Annotated in this window: 12 protein-coding genes and 1 pseudogene; 6 read left to right on the top strand and 7 right to left on the bottom strand. The window is 70.2% G+C overall.

Annotation, left to right across the window (positions count from 1 at the left end):
* The first annotated feature begins 406 nt into the window (after positions 1-406).
* The 3 genes from J7E97_RS29740 to J7E97_RS29750 all read left to right on the top strand — a co-directional run bounded on the left by J7E97_RS29740 (position 407) and on the right by J7E97_RS29750 (position 2,253).
* Positions 407-664, top strand: a complete 258-nt coding sequence (locus J7E97_RS29740; protein WP_215033754.1) for a hypothetical protein — start codon at positions 407-409, stop codon at positions 662-664.
* A gap of 184 nt (positions 665-848) precedes the next feature.
* Positions 849-1,214, top strand: a complete 366-nt coding sequence (locus tag J7E97_RS29745) for a hypothetical protein (RefSeq protein WP_215033756.1) — start codon at positions 849-851, stop codon at positions 1,212-1,214.
* Between the two features lie 337 nt (positions 1,215-1,551).
* Positions 1,552-2,253: an aspartate/glutamate racemase family protein gene (locus J7E97_RS29750; RefSeq protein WP_215033758.1), complete on the top strand. Its 702-nt coding sequence runs from the start codon at positions 1,552-1,554 to the stop codon at positions 2,251-2,253.
* 190 nt (positions 2,254-2,443) lie between these two features.
* On the opposite strand, the gene J7E97_RS29755 is transcribed toward J7E97_RS29750, so the two are convergent.
* Positions 2,444-2,818 (bottom strand): DUF427 domain-containing protein, encoded by a 375-nt coding sequence (locus J7E97_RS29755; RefSeq protein WP_215033760.1) that lies wholly within the window; start codon positions 2,816-2,818, stop codon positions 2,444-2,446.
* A gap of 342 nt (positions 2,819-3,160) precedes the next feature.
* Between J7E97_RS29755 and J7E97_RS29760 the strand changes: the two genes are divergently transcribed.
* On the top strand, positions 3,161-11,965 hold the full coding sequence (locus tag J7E97_RS29760) for a SpvB/TcaC N-terminal domain-containing protein (RefSeq protein WP_251055364.1): 8,805 nt from the start codon (positions 3,161-3,163) through the stop codon (positions 11,963-11,965).
* 53 nt (positions 11,966-12,018) lie between these two features.
* On the opposite strand, the gene J7E97_RS29765 is transcribed toward J7E97_RS29760, so the two are convergent.
* The 5 genes from J7E97_RS29765 to J7E97_RS29785 form a co-directional block, all read right to left on the bottom strand.
* Positions 12,019-12,900, bottom strand: a complete 882-nt coding sequence (locus tag J7E97_RS29765; protein WP_251055365.1) for an ABC transporter substrate-binding protein — start codon at positions 12,898-12,900, stop codon at positions 12,019-12,021.
* Positions 12,901-13,006: 106 nt separating this feature from the next.
* Positions 13,007-14,893 carry an ABC transporter permease subunit gene (locus tag J7E97_RS29770; RefSeq protein ID WP_374224277.1) on the bottom strand — a complete coding sequence of 629 codons (1,887 nt, stop codon included), beginning with the start codon at positions 14,891-14,893 and terminating at the stop codon, positions 13,007-13,009.
* Positions 14,894-15,182: 289 nt separating this feature from the next.
* Complete coding sequence (locus tag J7E97_RS29775) at positions 15,183-16,289, bottom strand: glycine betaine/L-proline ABC transporter ATP-binding protein (RefSeq protein ID WP_215033766.1); 1,107 nt, start codon at positions 16,287-16,289, stop codon at positions 15,183-15,185.
* Entirely contained in the window at positions 16,286-17,890 is a 1,605-nt protein-coding gene (locus tag J7E97_RS29780; protein ID WP_215033768.1) for a GMC family oxidoreductase, read from the bottom strand. The genes J7E97_RS29775 and J7E97_RS29780 overlap by 4 nt, the downstream gene beginning before the upstream one ends.
* 15 nt (positions 17,891-17,905) lie before the next feature.
* Entirely contained in the window at positions 17,906-19,390 is a 1,485-nt protein-coding gene (locus tag J7E97_RS29785; RefSeq protein ID WP_215033770.1) for an aldehyde dehydrogenase family protein, read from the bottom strand.
* A gap of 272 nt (positions 19,391-19,662) precedes the next feature.
* Between J7E97_RS29785 and J7E97_RS29790 the strand changes: the two genes are divergently transcribed.
* Positions 19,663-19,944, top strand: a complete 282-nt coding sequence (locus tag J7E97_RS29790) for a hypothetical protein (protein WP_215033772.1) — start codon at positions 19,663-19,665, stop codon at positions 19,942-19,944.
* Positions 19,945-20,037: 93 nt separating this feature from the next.
* On the top strand, positions 20,038-20,199 hold the full coding sequence (locus tag J7E97_RS29795) for a hypothetical protein (protein ID WP_215033774.1): 162 nt from the start codon (positions 20,038-20,040) through the stop codon (positions 20,197-20,199).
* A gap of 19 nt (positions 20,200-20,218) precedes the next feature.
* On the opposite strand, the pseudogene J7E97_RS36365 reads toward J7E97_RS29795, so the two are convergent.
* Positions 20,219-20,360: pseudogene (locus J7E97_RS36365) on the bottom strand (IS5/IS1182 family transposase); the annotation flags it as partial.

Genomic DNA, 20,360 nt, shown 5'->3' on the forward strand with positions numbered 1-20,360 from the left:
GGAGACCGGGGGTGAACCCGGCCGATCTCCGTCCGCCTTGCGACTCATCCAGTTCTACGGGGGTTCGGACCGGCTGGCAACGACCCCGCTTACTAGAGGGCCTCGCAGCCGGGGTACCACGGACCCCGCGTGGGTGTGAGGGCATCGGCGCAGGTGGGAGGCGGTCCGAAGGGGGGCATATGGGATGTTTGGGGACTACTATTCCGATTCGTATGTGACCTGGGTCCTGTGGGGCGAGTCACCGGCCGGGGGCCCTGATGTCACCCTTCGTGCCCGTGCGTGCGGCATCTCTTTCGGCGGAACCGTAACTCGGATGGCGGCGGGCACGAGGGGCAGGAGTGGCAGGCCTCCGGGGCGCACCCGAGACTCGTGGCCGGAGACGAGCACGAGGGAAGGACAGCAGCCAATGCCGCAAACCGAGGAGGAAGGCGTCACTGCGCGTCCGGTCAGTACGGTGCATCAGCATGGGAGCAGAGCCGGACGCTTGCGGGCCGCGATCCGGCGAACCAATCTGCCACCGGCTTTCTTGGTGCTCACGGTCATGACGGTGGCCCTGTGGCTCATGGGCATGCCGTTCCTGCAGGCCCTGACGATTTCGACCGGAGTGAAGATCGCGATGGCTCTGCTCGAGCTGCGCCGACCGCCGGGCTCCCCGGACAGCTGACGCGGGCGGGCCGACGGCGCTGCGTCGGACCGCTCGGGACTGGTCGAGCCGGTCGATCGCCCGTCGGCAGTGCCGCTCGGCCCATGTTCTTGCCCGGGCGGTCGAACTCGTCGACGATGCTCCAAGGCCCCGGCCGCCCGGATTCCACCGGGCCCGGCCGGGGCGTCGAAGAACTGGGGAGACAGTGACAAAGAACCGTATTTCAAGGAAGCGCCCCATAGCGGCGGCAGTCGTACCGCTCTTGGTACTCGCCGGGCTGCTGCTGGGCTCCGCGACGACCGCCACCGCGGCGGCGCCGGCCGTCCGGCAGGCTCCGGCCGCGGCGGCGCTCCCTCAGGGCGCTCTCCCCGCCGGCGCCGCCGCGCTGACCGGCCTCCGCGCCCCGACATCGTCCCAAGTCGTCCGGGCGACCACCGGGAACAAGAAGAGCAAGAAGAGCAAGAAGAAGGGCGGGCTCTTCAAGAAGCTCTTGATCGTCGCGGTCATCGTCATCGTGCTGCTCGTGGCCCTGTACGGGATACGGCGGGTTCTGGGCCGCAGGTCCGCCTAGGAACCGGGCGCGGAGGCTGAGCGCAGGGAGCCTCCGCCAACCTGAAGCCACAGGTCAAAGGTCTGGTGTGACCGGTGCTCCCGGTACTGCTCCCGGTACTCGTGCTGGTCGTGGGCGGGAGTCTGTTGATGACGGTGCGCGTGGACAGCGGCAGACGGCACCGGTAGGTGACCCTCACAGAGGGCCACCGGACCACAGCGAACAAGAACTGGACGGGGCAGCCTGGCCCTAGCACATCAAAGCATTGCTTATGATTACGTGGAATATCCCGCATGTTGCTTATGATGCCTGTCAGGTGTGGCGTACGAGGTGCCGAAGCAGGGGTGTGGACACGAGCATGAAGACGATCGGGTTGATCGGCGGGATGAGCTGGGAGTCGACGGCGGAGTACTACCGCATCCTCAACGAGCGGACGCGCGAGCGGCTCGGCGGGCTCCACTCGGCCCGCTGCGTGCTCTACTCCGTCGACTTCGCGGAGATCGAACAGTTGCAGGTCCAGGGCCGCTGGGCCGAGGCCGGCGAGGTACTGGCCGACGCGGCCCGGTCATTGGAGGCGGCCGGCGCGGATCTGCTGCTCATCTGCACGAACACCATGCACAAGGTGGCGGACTCCGTCGAGGCAGCTGTCTCCGTCCCGCTGCTCCACCTCGCGGACACCACTGCGGCCGCCGTACGCGGTGCAGGCCTGCGCCGGGTGGGGCTGCTGGGCACCGCGTTCACCATGGAGCAGGAGTTCTACCGGGGCCGCCTCGCGGCGGGCGGACTCGATGTCCTCGTGCCGGATTCCGAGGGGCGAGCGCTCGTCCACCAGGTGATTTACGAGGAGCTCTGCCTCGGTATCGTCCGTGACGCGTCGCGTGCGGCCTACCGCCGGGTCGTCGAGGACCTCGTGGCCGACGGCGCCGAGGGCATCGTCCTCGGATGCACCGAGATCGAGCTCCTCATCGGACCCGAGGACAGCCCCGTACCGGTCTTCCCGACCGCCCGCCTGCACGCCGAGGCGGCGGTCGACGCGGCCTTGGCCGACCACGCCGACTGACGGCACGGAGGGCACCGGACGGCCGAAGTCCGCTGCACGCAGAGCCCTTTCCCCGACCTGTGGTGAGGGTCCCCTCCCCTGCCCGCCGTGGGATCCTCGTCGATGGGAGGGAGGCGGGTACCGCCTCCCTCCCATCGACGGATGGCCCCGGCACGCGCGGGCCAGACGTGCTCGGTTGGTTTTGCCGTCGTCAGGCGCCGAGTTGGACGTCCACCTTGTCCGGGTAGAAAGCGACGTGGCCGGCTATCACCGCGACCGCCTCGTGCGGCTCGCGGTAGAACCACACCGCGTCGGCGGGCCCGCCGTCGGCCAGGGCGATGCGGTAGTAGGACGCGTCCCCCTTGTACGGGCAGTACGTCTGGGTCGCGCTGGCCATGAGCAGGCTCTGGTCGACGTCCTCGAGCGGGATGTACTGCACCGGCGGGTAGCTCGCCTCGCGCAGCGTCAGGGCCCGGGTGGTGTCGGCGATCGTGTGCGCGCCGACGCGGGCCACGACGCGTGTACCGGTGGACTCGATGGTGATCGGGTGTTCGGGTCCGGGGATCTTGCTCTCCCGTATCGTCATGAACTTGCCCTCTTCCTGTTCCTGTTCCTGTTTTTTTTCCCGGTGGTCGACTACTCGGTCGGACGATGAGCGCTGATTCGCTGTCCCCCTACGCCAGTTGCTCCGTGATCCATGATCCATGACACCTGCAGGCTGACGCAGTGCGCAGCGGCACCGGCTCTCACCACTCGTCAGCACACTGGCCGGAAAACGCCGTTGTCGGATCGTTACCGTGCGCAACGTCGTTGGCCAGAAACCCTGTACGAACGGCCTTGCGCGCAATTTACCGTTCGGTAGTACAGGGGGCCGCGGTCGTCCAGGGACTCGTGCTCTGGGGACGTCCGACGGTGTGGGGGCTCTTTGATGACTGTCCAGCGCGTGTTCCGCGGCCGGAGCGGCGTGATCCTCGTCCTGATCATGGCGCTCGCCATGTTCGGGCTGACCTCGCCCCAGCGGTTCCACAACACCGCGGCGGGCCCCGACGCGGGGTCGGCGGTGACCGGGCCTGAGGGGCCTGAGGGCACGTCGTTCAACCCGAACCAGATCAAGGACATCAAGGCGGCCGACCCCGGCGCCGGCGTCAACCTGATCGAGGCCCCGACGGCGAACAGCGAGGGTGCCGCGCGCCTCGCGTACCCGCTGGAGATACCCAAGGGGCGTGGGGGCCTGCAACCCGAGCTGTCGGTCGCCTACAACTCCGGGGGCGGCAACGGCTGGACCGGGGTCGGCTGGGACCTGAGCACGCCGTCGATCACGGTGGACACGCGCTGGGGCGTCCCGCGCTACGACGGCGGCAAGGAAACCGAGTCGTACGTGCTGAACGGGGATCAGCTCACCCCGGTGTCACACCGCGGCGAACTCCAGCCGCGTACCGCGGAGAAGGTGTTCCACTCCCGCGTGGAGAGCCGGTTCGACCGGATCGTCCGGCATGGTGACAAGCCGTCGAACTACTGGTGGGAGGTCACCGACAAGCAGGGCACCCGTACCGTATTCGGCGGGGCGGAGAACACCACGCTCGCCGACGCGTCCGGCAACATCGCGGTGTGGGCGGTGCGCGAGGTACGCGACGGGCACGACAACCTGCTGCGCTACCACCATGTCCGGGTCGAGGACGGCGGGGTGGCGAATGCCTCCGTACCAGGTCGGGCACTCTACCTGCAGCGGATCACCTACACCGGGCACGGAGGCACCGAGGGCCGCTACTCGGTCACCTTCCTTCGGGACCGCGACCGGGGCGAGGCACGCCGCGGCGACGTCCAGATCGACGCCAAGTACGGCTTCAAGAGAGTCACCGCCGACCTGCTGCGCCGGGTCGAGGTCAAGCTGGACGACCAGCTGATCCGCGCCTACGAGCTGAACTACCGGACCGGCGCGTTCTCCAAGACGCTGCTCACCTCGGTGTCACAGTTCAGTGAGAGCAACAAGCTGTTCAACACCCACACGTTCGACTACTTCGACGACGTGCGCGACCAGTCGGGCAATTACAACGCCTTCGCCGACGCGGCACCTTGGTCGGTTCCGGACGACGACCTCGGGGTGAACATCCGCGAAGGCGAGGCCAGCGCGATCTCGGCGAACACGTCGGCCAGCTTCGGCGCGCATCTGTTCGCGGGCTACAACGTGCAGGGGCTGCCGTCCAAGGAGGGTTCCGTCGGGTTGAAGGTCGGGTTCAGCGCGGGCCAGTCCGATGGCCTGTCGACGCTGACCGATGTGAACGGCGACAACCTGCCGGACAAGGTGTTCCGCAAGAACAACGACGTGTTCTACCGGCCCAATCTGGCCACACCAGGTGGGGAGCCGAAGTTCGGCGACACGCCGGTCAAGCTCATCAACCTCCCGGGAATCTCGACCGAGCGCACGCTATCCGGCACCATCGGCGTCGAGTCGTACGTCCTCACCACCTCGGCCCAGCTGGACTTCGTGGGCACCACGACCACCTCGGACCGGTTCTTCAGCGACGTCAACGGCGACGGCATAGCCGACCTGGTGAACAACGGCGGCGTGCTGTTCGGCTACCTGGACGCGCACGGGCAGCCCGCCTACAGCGCGGACTCCACCCGCACCCCGGTGCCGATCGGGGGCGGCGCGGTGACCGGCGAGATAGTCGGCGATCAGACGGCGCAGTTCAACCAGCAGGTGGACAACTCGCCGCTGCTGGACTCGGTGCGCCGCTGGGTCGCGCCGTTCGACGGCAACGTCCGCGTGGACGGCCGCGTGCAGCTGACCCAGGACCGCTCCCCGGCGCGGGCGGCCTATACCAAGGCCGACGGCGTGCGGGTCACCATCCAGCACAAGGACGCCGAACTCTGGGCGCAGCGGATCGGCCCCGATGACCACACCGAGTTCGCCCCGGGCAATGTGACGTCGATTCCGGTGAAGAAGGGCGACGCGCTCTACTTCCGCACACAGTCGATCCTGGACGGCAAGTACGACACCGTCGCGTGGGACCCGTCGATCACCTACACCAACCTGCCGACCGGCACGGACGCGAACGGGCTGGCGAACACCGTGTTCCGCGCGTCGGCCGACTTCACCTTCGGCGGCAGGCCGTCCCTGGTGACCGTCCCGGTGAGCGGCACGTTGCGGCTGACCGGTGACGTGGTCAAGAACAAGGCGACCTCGGACGACGTGACCGTCGTGATCGAGAAGGGCAACGGCGTCCACCCCGGCACGGAGGTGTTCCGCAAGGTGCTGCCCGCCGCGTCGACCGGCACCTCCGCGATCGACGTGAGCATTCCGGTCAGCATGTTCGAGAAGATGTCGTGGAAGCTGAAGACCGACTCCCCGATCGACGCCTCGGCGGTGAGCTGGGCGCCGAAGGCGCACTACACGGCCGCGCAGGGGGTCGAGTCGGTCGTCGACGCCGCGGGGAACCCCACGATGGTGATCACCCCGCCGTACGACATGGACATGTTCCCGGCGGACACCCTCACCGTGCCGCAGCAGTCCTACAAGGCGACCAAGACGGGCCAGTTGAAGGTGCGGCCGAAGGTGTCCTTCAACTTCAACCTCCTCGGTGATGCCAAGATCGCGTTCACGGTGAAGAAGCGCGGCGGGCAGTTGCTCGGCAAACGGATCTTCCAGGCCAAGGACACCTCCCCCTTCGGTGGCCCGAACCTGGACCTGACCGTGCCGGTCACCGCCGGCGACGAGCTCTACGTCGACTACTCCACGACGGAGACCGCACTGCTCGGCCTGCTCGTCGAGCAGTCCGCTTCGGTCACCTACGACGTGACCTCGAGCTGGCCGGCCTTCACCCCGGCGCCCAGCGCCATGCACGGCTCCGTCGGGCAGGGCGCCTTCGCCCAGCCCTACCGCGGCTGGGGTGTGATCGGCTACCAGGGCAACCGCGACCGCGCCACCCAACCACTCAAGCAGGCCGAACTCACGCTGGACCAGAGCTTCAAGGACGCCCTTCCCAAGGAACCCAAGGAAGCGGACGTCCCGGGATTCACCGCGAATCCCCGTCTCACCATGCCGCGTCTGGCGGTGTTCGCCCCCGTTCCCGCCAAGGGCGGCTGGGCCGCTCAGGACGAGTCCTCCTGGATCACCGCCGCGATGGCGACCAGTTCCCGCCTCGGCGCGGACACCATCGACGTCGTCACCGACGCCGACGTGGCGGGCGACCGGGCGGTGATGCGCCGCGGTGTCACCGGCCAGGTGTCGGCCACCCTCGCGGCGGGCCCGTTCGGCGGCACCGTGGTCGGCGGGATCACCGCGGGTTCGGTCGACTACCTCGACCTCAACGGCGACGGCTACCCCGACGTCGTGGGCGCCAAGGAGATCCAGTTCTCCGACATGACCGGCGCGCTCGGCGCCACGCGCGGCACCCTCGGCGGCAACGTCCGCGAGGCGGACAACGTCTCCGGCAACGTGTCGTACTCCGCCGGCAGCGAGTCCGCCACCATCGCCAGCGCACTGGGCATGGCCGCGCCCGACGCGGGCACCAGCGCCAACACCGCCACCACCGGCGCGGTCCAACCATCGCTCGGCATCGGCGGCAGCCTCGGCGGCGGCGAGTCCGACGTCCGCGTCGACCTGATGGACATCAACGGGGACGGGCTGCCGGACAAGGTGTACGCCAACGGCGACGCCCAGTTGAACCTCGGCTACTCCTTCGCCGCCCGCGAACCCTGGTCGGCCGGACCGATCAACGACGCGTCCACCCGCAACGTCGGCGTCAACCTCGGGTTCAACGTCGACCGCTACGGCTTCGCCGGCGGTGTGTCCGCCGAGCTGGGAACCTCGTTCACCAACGCGAGCATGCTGGATGTCAACGGCGACGGCCTCACCGACCGGGTGTTCACCGACGGCGCCAACCCCGTGAAGGTCGCGGTCAACACCGGCACCGGCTTCGCCGCGCCCGCCCCTTTCCGCGGCAGCTTCCCCGAGATCGCCGTCGACAAGAACGCCAGTCTCGGCGGGGGTGTCTACTTCACCGTCGGCCTGCCCACTCCCGTCGGCGTCTTCGTCTTCAACCCCGGCGCCAACGCGTCCACCGGCATCAGCCGAGCCGAAACCAGCCTGCGCGACGTCAACGGCGACGGCCTCGCCGACCACGTCAAGTCGACCCGCGACAACGAACTCCTGGTCGCGGTCAACAAGACCGGTCGCACCAACCTGCTCCGCTCGGTCACCCGCCCGATGGGCGCCCGCATCGACCTGGACTACACCCGGTCGGGCAACACCGCCGCCATGCCGGAGAGCCGCTGGGTACTGGCCCGGACCGCGGTCTTCGACGGGCTCGCGGGCGACGGAGCCGACACGCGCCTGACCACCTTCCGCTACGAGCAGGGCCGCTACGACCGGCTCGAGCGCGAGTTCCTCGGGTTCGGCCGCGTCGTGACCGAGGACCGCGACCCCGGCGCGGGCGAGGCCCTGCACCGCACGGTGACGGACGAGTACCGCACGGACGGGTACTACGGCCGCGGCCTGCTGACCCGCACGCTGACCGCGAACGGCGCGAACCGCCCGTACCGCGAGACGGTCAACACCTACCGGATGCACGACGTTTCCTCGGGCGCGGAGGCCGACCCGAAGAGCCCGACCGCCACGGTGTTCCCGCAACTGACCCGTGTCGAGGAGAAGTTCTACGAGGGCGCGGCGACCGCGGCCAAGTCCACATTGACCGAGCTCTCGTACGACGGGTACGGCAACGTCCTCCGCACGTTCGACGCGGCCGACGAGGGCCCCGCGGACGACCTGGAGACCACCTACGAATACAGCGCGTCCGATCCGGCCTGCCGCGACCGCGGCATCGTCGGGATCGCGACCGTGCTGTGGCAGAAGGCCGCCGGGACGGGCGCGGTGCTGCGGCACCGCGAGTCCGGCATCGACTGCGCGACGTCGGCGGTACGCCAGGTCCGCGAGTACCTCACCGGCGACAACGCGGCGGTTTCGGACCTCGAGTACCACCCGAACGGGAACCTGAAGTCGGTGACCGGCCCGGTGAACGCGACCGGGCAGCGGTACAAGCTGGAGTACGGGTACGACAGCGTCGTCGGCGTGCACGTCGAGTCCGTCGTGGACAGCTTCGGCTACCGGTCGTCCTCGACGCACAACCTGAAGTACGGCCTGCCCGACCGCAACACCGACCAGAACAACCAGTCGGTCTCGATGTCCTACGACGGTGTCGGACGCCTGGACACGGTGACCGGGCCGTACGAAACGGGCGGCGGCCAGGCCACGATCGACTTCGACTACCACCCCGAGGCAGCGGTCCCGTACGCGACGACCAAGCACCTGGACCGCACGGCGACGGGGGTGCGCGCCGACACCATCGACACGACCACCTTCAGCGACGGCTTCAAGCGGGTGCTGCAGACGAAGAAGGACGCCTCGGTGGCCGCGTCGCCGGGGGCGGCGCCCGCCCAGGTGATGACGGTGTCCGGCCGGCTGAAGTTCGACTCCATGGGCCGCGCGGTGGAGAAGTACTACCCGGTGACGGAGGCCAAGGGGCCCGCGAACACGACGTTCAACGCCTCGTTCGACGCCGTGGCGCCCACGAAGGACACCTTCGACGTGCTGGACCGGTCGGTGAGGACGGTGCAGCCGGACGGGGTCGCCACGAGCACCGAGTACGCGTTCGGCGCGGACAGGGCGGGGACGACCCGCTTCGAGCAGACGGTGACGGACGGAAACGGCAAGCAGCGGCGCACGTACACCGACGTCCGCGGCGCGACCACGTCGGTGAAGGAGTTCAACGGTCCCGCGGTGATCTCGACCAGCTACGAGCACGACCCGATGAAGCAGGTCACGGCGATCACCGACGACAAGAACAACGTCACGCGCGCCGAGTACGACGGCTTGGGGCGCCGCACCGCGTTCGACAGCCCGGACGCCGGACGCACCGAGACGCGCTACGACCTGGCCGGGAACATCACAGCCAAGATCACCGCGAACCTCCGGGCGGCGGGCAAGACCGTCGAGTACGACTACGACTACTCGCGGCTGAAGGCGATCCGGTACCCCACGTTCCCGGGCAACAACGTCGCCTATGCCTACGGAGCTCCGGGCGCGCCGGACAACGCGGCCTCGCGGGTCACCGAGGTCCGCGACGCGGCCGGGAGGGTGGCCCGCGCCTACGGGGCGTTGGGCGAGGTGACCAAGGAGACCCGCACGATCACCGCGGTCGGCGGCGCTCCCCGCACCTACACCACCGCGTGGCGCTACGACGCCTTCAACCGCGTGCTGCAGCTGACCTACCCCGACGGCGAGGTCCTGGCCTACGACTACGATTCCGGCGGCCAGGTCACGAGGGCGACCGGGGTCAAGAACGGCACCAACTACACGTACCTGGACCGGCTCGACTACGACAAGTTCGGGCAGAAGATCCTGCAGCAGACCGGCAACGGGGTGCGCACGACCTACACCTACGACGCCGAGGACCGCAGGCTCGCGGCGCTGAAGTCGGTGGCACCGAACGGGACCGCGTTCCAGAACCTGGGCTACACCTACGACAAGATCGGCAACATCACCGCGCTGGCGAACAACGCGCCGCAGGGCGGGCAGATCGGCGGTCCGAGCACCCAGACCTACGGGTACGACGACCAGTACCGGCTGACGTCGGCGGCCGGTCAGTACACCGACAAGAACAACCGGGTCAACAAGTACACGCTGACCCTGGGCTACGACTCGATCCACAACACCACGAGCAAGTCCCAGCTCCACGAGGTCGCGGGCGGCGCCCCGGCCTTCCCGGTCGGCGGCGGGTCGGCCGGCCCGATCGAACCGGTCGACGACCCGTCGAACCCGGTCGACGTCCAGGACAAGACCAGCTACGACTACGCGTACGCCTACGCCGGCACCAAGCCGCACGCGCCGAGCAAGGTCGGGCCGGTCACCCAGGCCTACGACGGCAACGGCAACCTGACCGACACCGTCAACACCGCCGTCGTCGGCGGCAAGCGGCGGCAGTACGTGTGGGACGAGGAGAACCGCCTCGTCTGCAGCCAGGACACCGCGACGGCCACCGTCGCGCAGGATCCGAGCGGCTGCGCGGACGCCACCGTCTCCTACGCCTACGACGACAAGGGCGACCGCGTCGTCAAGAAGGGCGACGGGCTCTCCCTCTACCCGAACCGCAACTTCAGCGAACGCGACGCGACCGGCTACAAGCACGTCTTCGTCGGCGACAGCAGGCTGACGACCAAGACCGTCGCGGTCACCGGGACGGAGGACGCGCAGTCGTTCTTCCACGCCGACCACATCGGCTCGTCCGGGTACGTGACCGACAAGCAGGGCGCGGTCACCGAGCACCTGGAGTACTTCCCGTACGGGGAGACGTGGGTGGAGGAGCGGACCGGGCAGGCGGACTCCCCCTACCAGTTCACCGGCAAGGAACTGGACGCCGAAACCGGCCTGTACTACTACGGAGCCCGCTACTACAACCCGAGGACCCAGCTGTGGGCCGGCGCCGATCCGGCGCTGCCCGACTACCTCGACAAGGACATCGCGGGCGGCATCGCCGAACCGCGCAACCTCGCCGCCTACACCTACACCCACAACAACCCGGTCAAGCTGACCGACCCCACCGGCAAGTGGCCGAAGATGCCGTCGTGGAAGTCGGTCGGCCACACCACCCTCGATGTCGTCGGCATGGTCCCGGTCGTCGGCGAGGTCGCCGACCTGGGCAACGCGGGCTGGTACGCCGCGGAGGGCGACTACGTCAACGCCGGCCTCTCCGCCGCCTCGGCCATCCCGGGCGCGGGCTACGCGGCGAACGCGGCCAAGTACGGCAACAGGGCGCTCGACGCCGCACAGGCGGCCAAGAACGCCAACAACGCGGCCGACGGGGCGAAGACGGCCAAGGCGGCCGACAGCGCGCCCGTCCCGAAGGCGGCCGACAGCCCGGGCGGCTGCAACAGCTTCACCGGCGACACCCCGGTCCTGATGGCCGACGGCGGCCACAAACCCATCGAACAGGTCCGCGTCGGCGACGAGGTCCTCGCCACCGACCCGGTGACCGGGGAGAACGGCCCACGCACGGTCACCCGGCTGATCACCGGTGAGGGCGAGAAGAACCTGGTCGAGATCACCGTCGCCAACCCCGGCGGACAGCCGGGCACGGTCGTCGCGACGGACAACCACCCGTTCTGGGCGCCCGAGCTGGGCAAGTGGGTGTACGCCAAGGAGATCGCCCCCGGGATGCTGCTGCAGACCGGCAGCGGCTCGTACACCCAGGTGAGCGCCGTACGGGCCTGGACGCAGCACCAGCGGGTCCACAACCTCACCGTCGACGACATCCACACGTACCACGTCGGCGCGGGCCAGCTCGACCTCCTGGTCCACAACGACAGCTGCAATACCCTCGGGGACTACGCCGACAGCGTGCAAAACATACCCGGAGGGAAGTACGCGGCCGAGTACACGTCCCCTTCGGGCGCGAAGTACTACGACCGCAATCATGACGGCCTGCAGCCGTCGCCGGAGTTGGCGGATGTGATGAAGAGGAACAATCACAACAAGGGTTGCGCGGAAATGCACTGCCTGGTTCAGGCGCAGGCGGCCGAGGGCGCCGATGCCATCAGTGGAGGCAGCATGGCCACGGTGCGTACGCGGAACAATCAGATGCCGAATTCAAAAGCGGAAGAGCACGGCCTACCGGCAAGGCCTTGTGTTCAATGCCAAGGGGTTCTGCGAGATCAGAACATCAAATTCTCCGAGTGATCCCGCGCCCTCCGTCCCCCTTCGATAGCGGGGGACGGAGGGCGCAGGGGTGGTCACCGCACCCAGGGCTTCCACACGGTCTCGTTGCGGTCCACCCACTTCTTCGCCGCCTGCTCCGGGGAGAGTTTCTCCTCGGCGATCATCAGGGACACCTCGTTCTGCTGGGCCTTGGTCCAGTGGAACTTCTTCAGGAACTCGGCCGCCTTGCCGCCCGACTCCGCGAAGCGCGTGTTCAGGTACTTCTGAAGCGGGGTGTTCGGGTAGGCGCAGGCCACCTTCTGCGGATCGTCCGCGCAGCCCTCGGTGTATTCGGGCAGCTTCACCTCGGTCATCGGGACGCGTTCGAAGAGCCACTGGGGCTCGTACCAGTACGTCAGGAAGGGCTTGTTCTCCTTGGCGAACTGCTTGATCTGGGTGATCTGGGCCGCCTCGGAGCCGGCGAAGACCACTTCGAAGTCCAGGCCCAGGTTCTTCACCAGTGCCTTGTCGTTCGTGACGTAGGACGGGGAGCCGTCCATCAGCTGGCCCTTGCCGCGGCTCTCGGGGGTGCGCAGCTGGTCGGCGTACTTGTCGAGGTTCTTCCAGTCGGTGACGTCGGGATGGGCCTCGGCGAAGTACGTGGGGACGAACCATCCGATGTGGCCCGTCACTCCCAGGTCCCCGCCGGGGGTGATGGTCTTCTTCCCCTCCACGTACCGCTTCTCCTGCTCGGGGTGGCCCCAGTCCTCCAGGATCGCGTCGACGCGGCCCTGGCTGAGGGCGTCCCAGGCGGGGACCTCGTCGACCTGGACGGTGTCCACCCGGTAGCCCAGCTCGTGTTCGAGGAGGTAGGAGACGACGGCGGTGTTCGCCTGGGCGCCGACCCACGACTGGACGGAGAGGTTGACGGTCTTCGCTCCCTGCGCGGCGGCGTACGGGGAGGACTGGCGGGTCATGTCGGCGGCCCCGCAGCCCGTGAGGACGGCGAGTCCGGTCGCGGCGGCCAGTACGGCCGCGCCGCGGCGGCGGCGCGAGGTGCGCCGGGGGTGTGCGTCGCGCATGTCAGGCCTCCTTCGCGGGCTGGGTGAGGCGGTCGAGGAGCAGGCCGAGGCAGACGATCGCGGCGCCGGCCACCAGGCCGGTGGCCAGGTCGCCCTGCGCGAGGCCGAGGACGACGTCGTAGCCGAGCGCGCCGCCGCCGACCAGGCCGCCGATGATGACGACGGCGAGGACCAGGACCACGGCCTGGTTGACGGCCAGCAGCAACGCGGGACGCGCGAGGGGCAGTTGGACCTGCCGCAGCAGTTGCGAGCGGGTGGCGCCGAGCGAACGGGCGGATTCCACGACGGTCGGGTCCACCTCGCGCAGGCCCTGGACGGTGATCCGGACGACGGCCGGAAGCGCGTACACCACGGCGGCCGCGGCGGCCGGCGCGCGGCCGACGCCGAACAGCGCGACCACGGGGATGAGGTAGACGAACTGCGGCAGGGTCTGACAGATGTCGAGGACGGGCCGCAGCAGCCGCTCGGCGCGGGCGCTGCGGGCGGCTCCCACGGCGATCGCGAAGCCCAGTACGAGCGTGACCGCGACGGCGGCCAGGACCTGGGAGAGCGTGTCCAGGGAGGTGTCCCACACGCCGAGCACTCCTACGGCTGCCAGGGCGAGGACCGCGGTGATCGCGGTGCGCCAGGTGCCCGCGAGCAGGGCGAGCGCGCAGGCGAGGAGCAGGAGCAGCCACCAGGGGGCGGCCTGGAGTCCGCCGCGCAGCGGGTCGAGGATCCAGCCGGTGAATCGGGCGGCCCAGTCGGCGGTGCCGCCGACGAGGGGTACGCCGGAGTAGAGGTGGCCGGTCATCCAGGCGACGGCCGAGTTCACCGGGGCGGCCAGGGGGACGGTCCAGGACTCGGGCCACAGGGGGCTGCCGGCGATGCGGCCGGCGACGGCGGCGGCCACGGCCGCGAGGAGGGTGAGCAGGCGGCCGTACCAGCCGGCGAACACCCGGCGCAGCAAGCGCTGTTCGCGGTCGGGTACGGGGACGGCGCCGATGCGGCGGCCGGCGGCGTCGGCGGTGCGGTCCAGGACCACGGCGAGCAGCACGATCGGGATGCCGGCGGCCAGGGCCGCGCCGACGTCCACGGAGGCGAGTGCCTGGTAGACGCGGTCGCCGAGGCCGCCCGCGCCGATCACGGAAGCGATGACGGCCATGGACAGGCCCGTCATGATGGCCTGGTTGACGCCGAGCAGGAGCTGTCCGCGCGCGAGCGGGAGGCGGGCCGTCAGCAGGCGTTGGCGGCCGGTGGCGCCGAGCGAGGCGGCGGCTTCCATGACGCCGGCGTCGGCCTCGCGCAGTCCGAGCGCGGTGAGGCGGGCCATGGGCGGGGCCGCGTAGACCACGGTGGCGAGGACGGCGGCGGGCACGCCGATGCCGAAGACCAGCACCATCGGCAGCAGGTAGGCGAAGGCGGGCAGGATCTGCATGGTGTCGAGCACGGGGCGCAGGAGGCGGTCGGCTCGCGGGGAGAGCCCCGAGGCAAGACCGAGCAGGACCCCGAGTACGACGGCGGAGGCGACGGCGACGACCATCAGCGCGAGGGTCTGCATGGTCGGTACCCACATGCCGAGCAGTCCGCAGGCGGCGAAGGCGGCGGCGCAGGTCAGGGCGAGCCGGATGCCGGCGAGGCGCCAGGCGACGAGGGCGGCCAGGGCAGTGACCCCCGTCCAGCCGGCGGCGAGGAGGAGCACGTACACGGCGCGGACGGTCACGACGACGGCGTTGCTGACGTGGCCGAAGAAGTAGAGGAACAGCGGGTGGCTGTCGCGGTGGTCGATGATCCAGTCGCCGGCTCGGCCGAGCGGGCCGGACAGGTCGACGGCCAGGGCCGCGGGCCAGCTGCCCGCGCCCGGGAAGGCCACGGCGAGCGGAATCAGCAGGGCGGCGGCGATGCCCATCGGAAGGATGAGCCCGCGGCGCGCGGTGAAGCCGGGCGGGACTCTGCGGGGGCGGTCCCGCGGAGCGGGGTCGGTGCGGGAAGGACGCGGGCCGGCGGGCCGCTCGGAGGACTGCGGGGCTACCGAGGGGGCACCGGCACGGATGTCGTGCGGGGTGAGGGTGTCGTGCGGAGTGTGGGGCTCGTGCGGAGTGTGGGCGTCGTGTGGAGTGTGGGTCGGGGTCGGGGTCGCGGTCATGCGCACCACCTCCGGGCGTCGGGGACGGGGGCCGTGGAACGGGCGGGGCCGGTCATGCCGCCACTCCCCGTCCGGTGGTGGCCGGGAGCCCGGCCACCACGGCGAGCAGCCCCGCGTCGTCCACGATGCCCAGGCAGCGGCCGCGGTCGACCACGCGGGCCGGGCCGCCGCCGCGGGCGACGGCCTGGATGGCCTCGACCACGGTGGTGGCGGGGTTCAGCGCGGGTCCGCGGTCGGCCTCGCCGGCGGCGGCCGGGCGCATCGCGGTGCGGACGGTGAGCACCTGTTCGCGGGGGACGTCGCGGACGAAGTCCCGTACGTAGTCGTCGGCGGGCGAGCCGACGATCTCCTCGGGCGTGCCGAGCTGCACGATGCGGCCGTCGCGCATCAGCGCGATCCGGTCGCCCAGTCGCAGGGCCTCGGAGAGGTCGTGCGTGATGAAGACCATGGTGCGGTCCTCTTCGTGGTGGAGCCGGGCGACCTCCTCCTGCATCTCGCGGCGGATGAGGGGGTCGAGTGCGCTGAACGGCTCGTCGAACAGCAGCACTTCGGGGTCGGCGGCGAGGGCGCGGGCCAGGCCGACGCGCTGTTGCTGACCGCCGGAGAGCTGGCCGGGGCGCCGGTCCTCGAGTCCTTCGAGGCCGACCTTGGCGACGAGTTCGGCGGCCTTGAGCCGGCGGTCGCCGCGTCCGACGCCCTGGATCTCCAGTCCGTAGGCCACGTTGTCGAGGACGGTGCGGTGCGGGAGCAGGCCGAAGTGCTGGAAGACCATGGCGGCTCGGTGGCGGCGTAGGGCGCGCAGCCGGGTGGCGTCCATGGCGAGGACGTCCTCGCCGTCGATGGCAAGGCTTCCGGCCGTGGGCTCGATGAGCCGGGTGAGACAGCGTACGAGGGTGGACTTGCCGGAGCCGGACAGGCCCATCACGACGAAGACCTCGCCCTTGCGGACGTCGAAGGTGACGTCGCGGACGGCCGCGGTACAACCGGTGCGCTCGCGCAGTTCGGTGGCGGACAGGTCGGCATCGGCGGAGCCGGGGACCTTCGCGGCGGCCCTGTCGGGCCCGAATACCTTCCAGAGGCCGTTCACGGAGAAGACGGGGGACCCGGCGGGGGTGGCGGGCGCGGCGGAGGTGTCGGGCGCGGCGGAGGTGGTGTTCATCGGGTACCGCCTTCCCGGGCGATCAGTTCGGCTGCCTTTTCGCCGACCATGAGCACTCCGATCATCGGGTTGACCGCGGGCATCGTCGGGAAGACGGAGGCGTCCGCGATGCGGATGCCTTCGAGCCCGCGGATCTTCAGGTCCGGGCCCACGACGGCCGCCGGGTCGTCGGCGGCTCCCATGCGGCAGGTGCCTGCCGGGTGGTAGACGGTGTGCGCGACGGAGCGGGCGTAGACGCTCAGCTCCTCGTCGCCGGTGATCTCCGGACCGGGGCACACCTCGCGACCCAGCCAGCCGGCGAGCGGCTGGGTCGCGGCGATCTCGCGGGCGAGCTTGATGCCGTCCACCAGGGTCCGGCCGTCGTAGTCGTCCTCGTCCGTGAAGTAGCGGAAGTCCAGGGCCGGTTTGACCTCGGGGTCCGCGCTGGTCAGGTAGAGGCGGCCGCGGCTGCGCGGCTTGGGGATGTTGGGGGTCATCGACACTCCGTGCGCGGGGCGTTCGTAGCCGATGCGCTCGGGGTTGTCGGTGAAGGGGACCTGGTAGAAGTGGAACATCAGGTCGGGTCCGGCGGATTCGGGGTCGCGCCGGACGAACAGCCCCGCGTCGCTGTCCATCGCGGAGTTCTCCGGTATCGGGCCGTCGGTCTCCCAGACGATCACCGACTCGGGGTGGTCGAGCAGGTTCTCGCCGACTCCGGGCAGGTCGTGCACCGGGGGGATGCCGAGGGCTTCCAGGTCCGCGCGCGGGCCGATGCCGGAGTGCAGCAGCAGCCGCGGGGTGTCCACCGCGCCGGCGCACACCAGTACTTCGCGGCGTGCGGTGACGAGGGATTGCGTACCGTCCGAGGCGCGTACGTGGACTCCGCGCGCGCGGGTGCCGTCGAGTTCCAGGCGGTACGCCCAGGTCTCCAGCAGGATCGTGAGGTTGGGGCGTTCGTCCATCACGGGGTGGAGGTAGGCCACCGACGCGGAGGAGCGCTTGTTGTCCTCGGGGTGGTAGGCGAGGTCGAAGAAGCCGGCGCCCTCGTGGAAGGGCTTGCGGTTGAAGCCTTCGACGCGCGGGACGCCCAGGGCGCTCTGCGCGGAGTCGACGAAGTCGCGCGCGATGGCGTTGCGGTCCTTCTCGGCCACCGGGACGATGTTGTTGAGGAGCTTGTCGAAGTACGGGTCCATGGCGGCCGCGTGCCAGCCCTCGGCCCCCGAGCTCTCCCACTCGTCCCAGTCGGACGGGAGCGGCTTGAAGGCGATCAGGGTGTTGTGCGAGGAGCAGCCGCCGAGGACGCGGGCGCGGCTGTGGCGGATGTGCGAGTTGCCGCGGGGCTGCTCGGTGGTGGGGTAGTCGTAGTCGAGCTCGCCGCCGAGCAGGCCCATCCAGCGGCGCAGCGTGAGCACCTCTGGGCGGTCGACATCGCTGGGGCCGCCCTCGATGACCGCGACGGTCACGTCCGGGTCCTCGGTCAGGCGGGAGGCGATCACCGAGCCGGCGGTGCCGCCGCCGACGACGACGTAGTCGTACTGCCGCTCCGCGGGCTGCCGAGCCGCGGGCGTGGGGTCGGGGGTGTGCGTGGGGGTGTGCGTGGGGGTGTGCGTGGGGGTGGTCATGGCCCTGCTCCTCCTTCAGCCCGCGAACCAGCGCACGGGGCGCGGGGCGAGGTTCTGGTACACGTGCTTGGTCTCGCGGTACTCGGCCAGGCCCGACGGGCCCAGTTCGCGCCCGATGCCGGACTTGCCGAATCCGCCCCACTCGGCTTGCGGGAGGTAGGGATGGAAGTCGTTGATCCAGACGGTGCCGTGGCGCAGCCTGCCCGCCACGCGGCGACCTCGGCCCGGGTCGGAGGTCCACACCGCGCCGGCGAGACCGTATTCGGTGTCGTTGGCGAGCGCGACGGCCTCTTCCTCGGTGCGGAAGGTCTCGACGGTCAGGACCGGCCCGAAGACCTCCTCCCGTACGACGCGCATCCCGCGGTGACAGCGGTCCAGCACGGTCGGCCGGTAGAAGTAGCCGGGCCCGTCGGGTCGCACGCCACCGGAGCGGAGCACGGCTCCCTCGGCGAGGGCGGAAGCCACGTACTCCTCAGTGCGTTCGCGCTGGGCGGCGGACACCAGAGGGCCGCACTCCACGGCCGGGTCGGTGCCGCGCCCGATGCGGATCCGGTCGGCCCGGCGGGCGAGTTCGGCGACGAAGCGCTCGGCGACGCCCTCCTCGACGATGAGCCGCGAGCCGGCGGAGCAGACCTGGCCGCTGTGCATGAAGGCGGCGTTGAGGGCCTGGTCGACGGCGGTGTCGAAGCCGTCCTCGGTGGTGCAGGCGTCGGCGAAGACGACGTTGGGGTTCTTGCCGCCGAGTTCGAGGGCGACCTTCTTGACGGAGTCGGCGGCCGCGCGCATCACCTTCGTACCGCTGGCGAGGCCGCCGGTGAAGGAGACGAGATCGACGTCGGGGTGGGCGGCGAGGCGCGCGCCGACGGGGTCGCCGGGGCCGGTGACCAGGTTCGCGACGCCGGCCGGCAGTCCGGCCTCCGCCAGGAGGCCGATGAGGGCGACCGTGGACAGTGGGGTGATCTCGCTGGGCTTGAGGACGAAGGTGTTGCCCGCGGCGAGGGCGGGGGCGACCTTCCAGGATGCCTGGAGGAGCGGGTAGTTCCACGGAGTGATCAGGGCGCAGACCCCGACGGGCTCGTGGACGACGACGCTGTGGACGTCGGGGGTGCCCGCGTCGACCACGCGGCCCGCGCTCTCGCCGGCGACGAGGTCGGCGAAGTAGCGGAAGGCGTCGGCGACGCAGTCCACGTCCACGCGGCCCTCTTCCAGGGTCTTGCCCGCGTCGCGGCTCTCCAGCAGCCCGAGGCGTTCGCGGTCGCGGTGGAGCAGGTCGGCGGTGCGGCGCAGCAGTGCGGCCCGCTCCAGGACGGGCGTCCGGGGCCACTCCCCGCCGTCGAAGGCCGCGCGGGCGGCGCTGACGGCCGCGTCGGTGTCCGCGGTGCCGCCCTCGGCGACGACGGCGAGGACCGTGGCGTCCGCCGGGTCGAGGACCTCTCGGGTGGCTCCTGATACCGCGGAACGCCAGGTTCCCGCGATGTGGATGGTGGTCTGCTCGGACACGACGCGCTGTACCTCCGATTCGGGCACCGCGGCTCTCCCGCGGTGGTGCTGCTCGTGCCCGGGTGCCCCGGACCGCGGAAGATACGCCCAATGCGTCACTGAAAGTGACAGGAGTCACTCCCGGTCGACTCGGGGAAATGGTCCGGTCACCGGAAGCGGCGGCGCTCGCCGCCGGGCGTGGGCTCGGGGAATGGCGGCGGACGTTTCGGCGGAAGCAGAGCTGGGTGGCCAAGAAGCACAATGCGTCGCGGCTCTAGGTGTACGACGGCGGTGTGGTCGGGCGGACCGCGCGGACATCCCGGGGGGACGACCTCTTCGAGGCCGCGTACGACTGGGGGACCCTGCGGGTCCTGCGGTACCTCAGCACCCGGGGGGACGCCCGGTACACCTTGCTCGACGCGGCCGGCGTCGCGCTGAACATCGGCCCCGGGCTCCGGGTCTTCCTCAAGGAGGACAAGCAGGCTCTCGGGATCACCTCGGTGGTCCGGATCAGGCGGCCGTACGGGCCGACGCCGACCGGATCGACGAGGACCTCCTGGAAGGCTCGGGCATGAAGTGGCTCGGCAAGGACGACATCGACAACGCCACCAGCTCGATCCGCGCGCTCTGCGACGAGGGACCCGCCACCAGCTGAGGGAGAGTACGACATGACCGACGGGACGACCACGAGCATCGACGTGCAGAGCCTGGCGCTGGCCGTGCTCTCTCTCGCCCTCGGGGTGGCGGCGTTCGTGCTGACCACCGCCTGGGTGCTGCCGATCCTGATCGTGCTCGGCGGGGTGCGCGCGCTGTTCATCGCCCGGCACTAGGTCCTGTTTGGAGTTCAGATCATGGGTGTGGTGCGATGCTGCGGAGCCAGAGCATCGCACCACACAGATGCAGGCCGGCCTCGTAGCTCTCTGGTGTCTTGTCGAAGCGGAACGCGATGCCGCGCCAGTTCCGCAGCCGGTTGATGCACCGCTCCACGGTG

Origin of the sequence: Streptomyces sp. ISL-66, from assembly GCF_018614135.1 — a bacterium.
GTDB lineage: Bacteria > Actinomycetota > Actinomycetes > Streptomycetales > Streptomycetaceae > Streptomyces.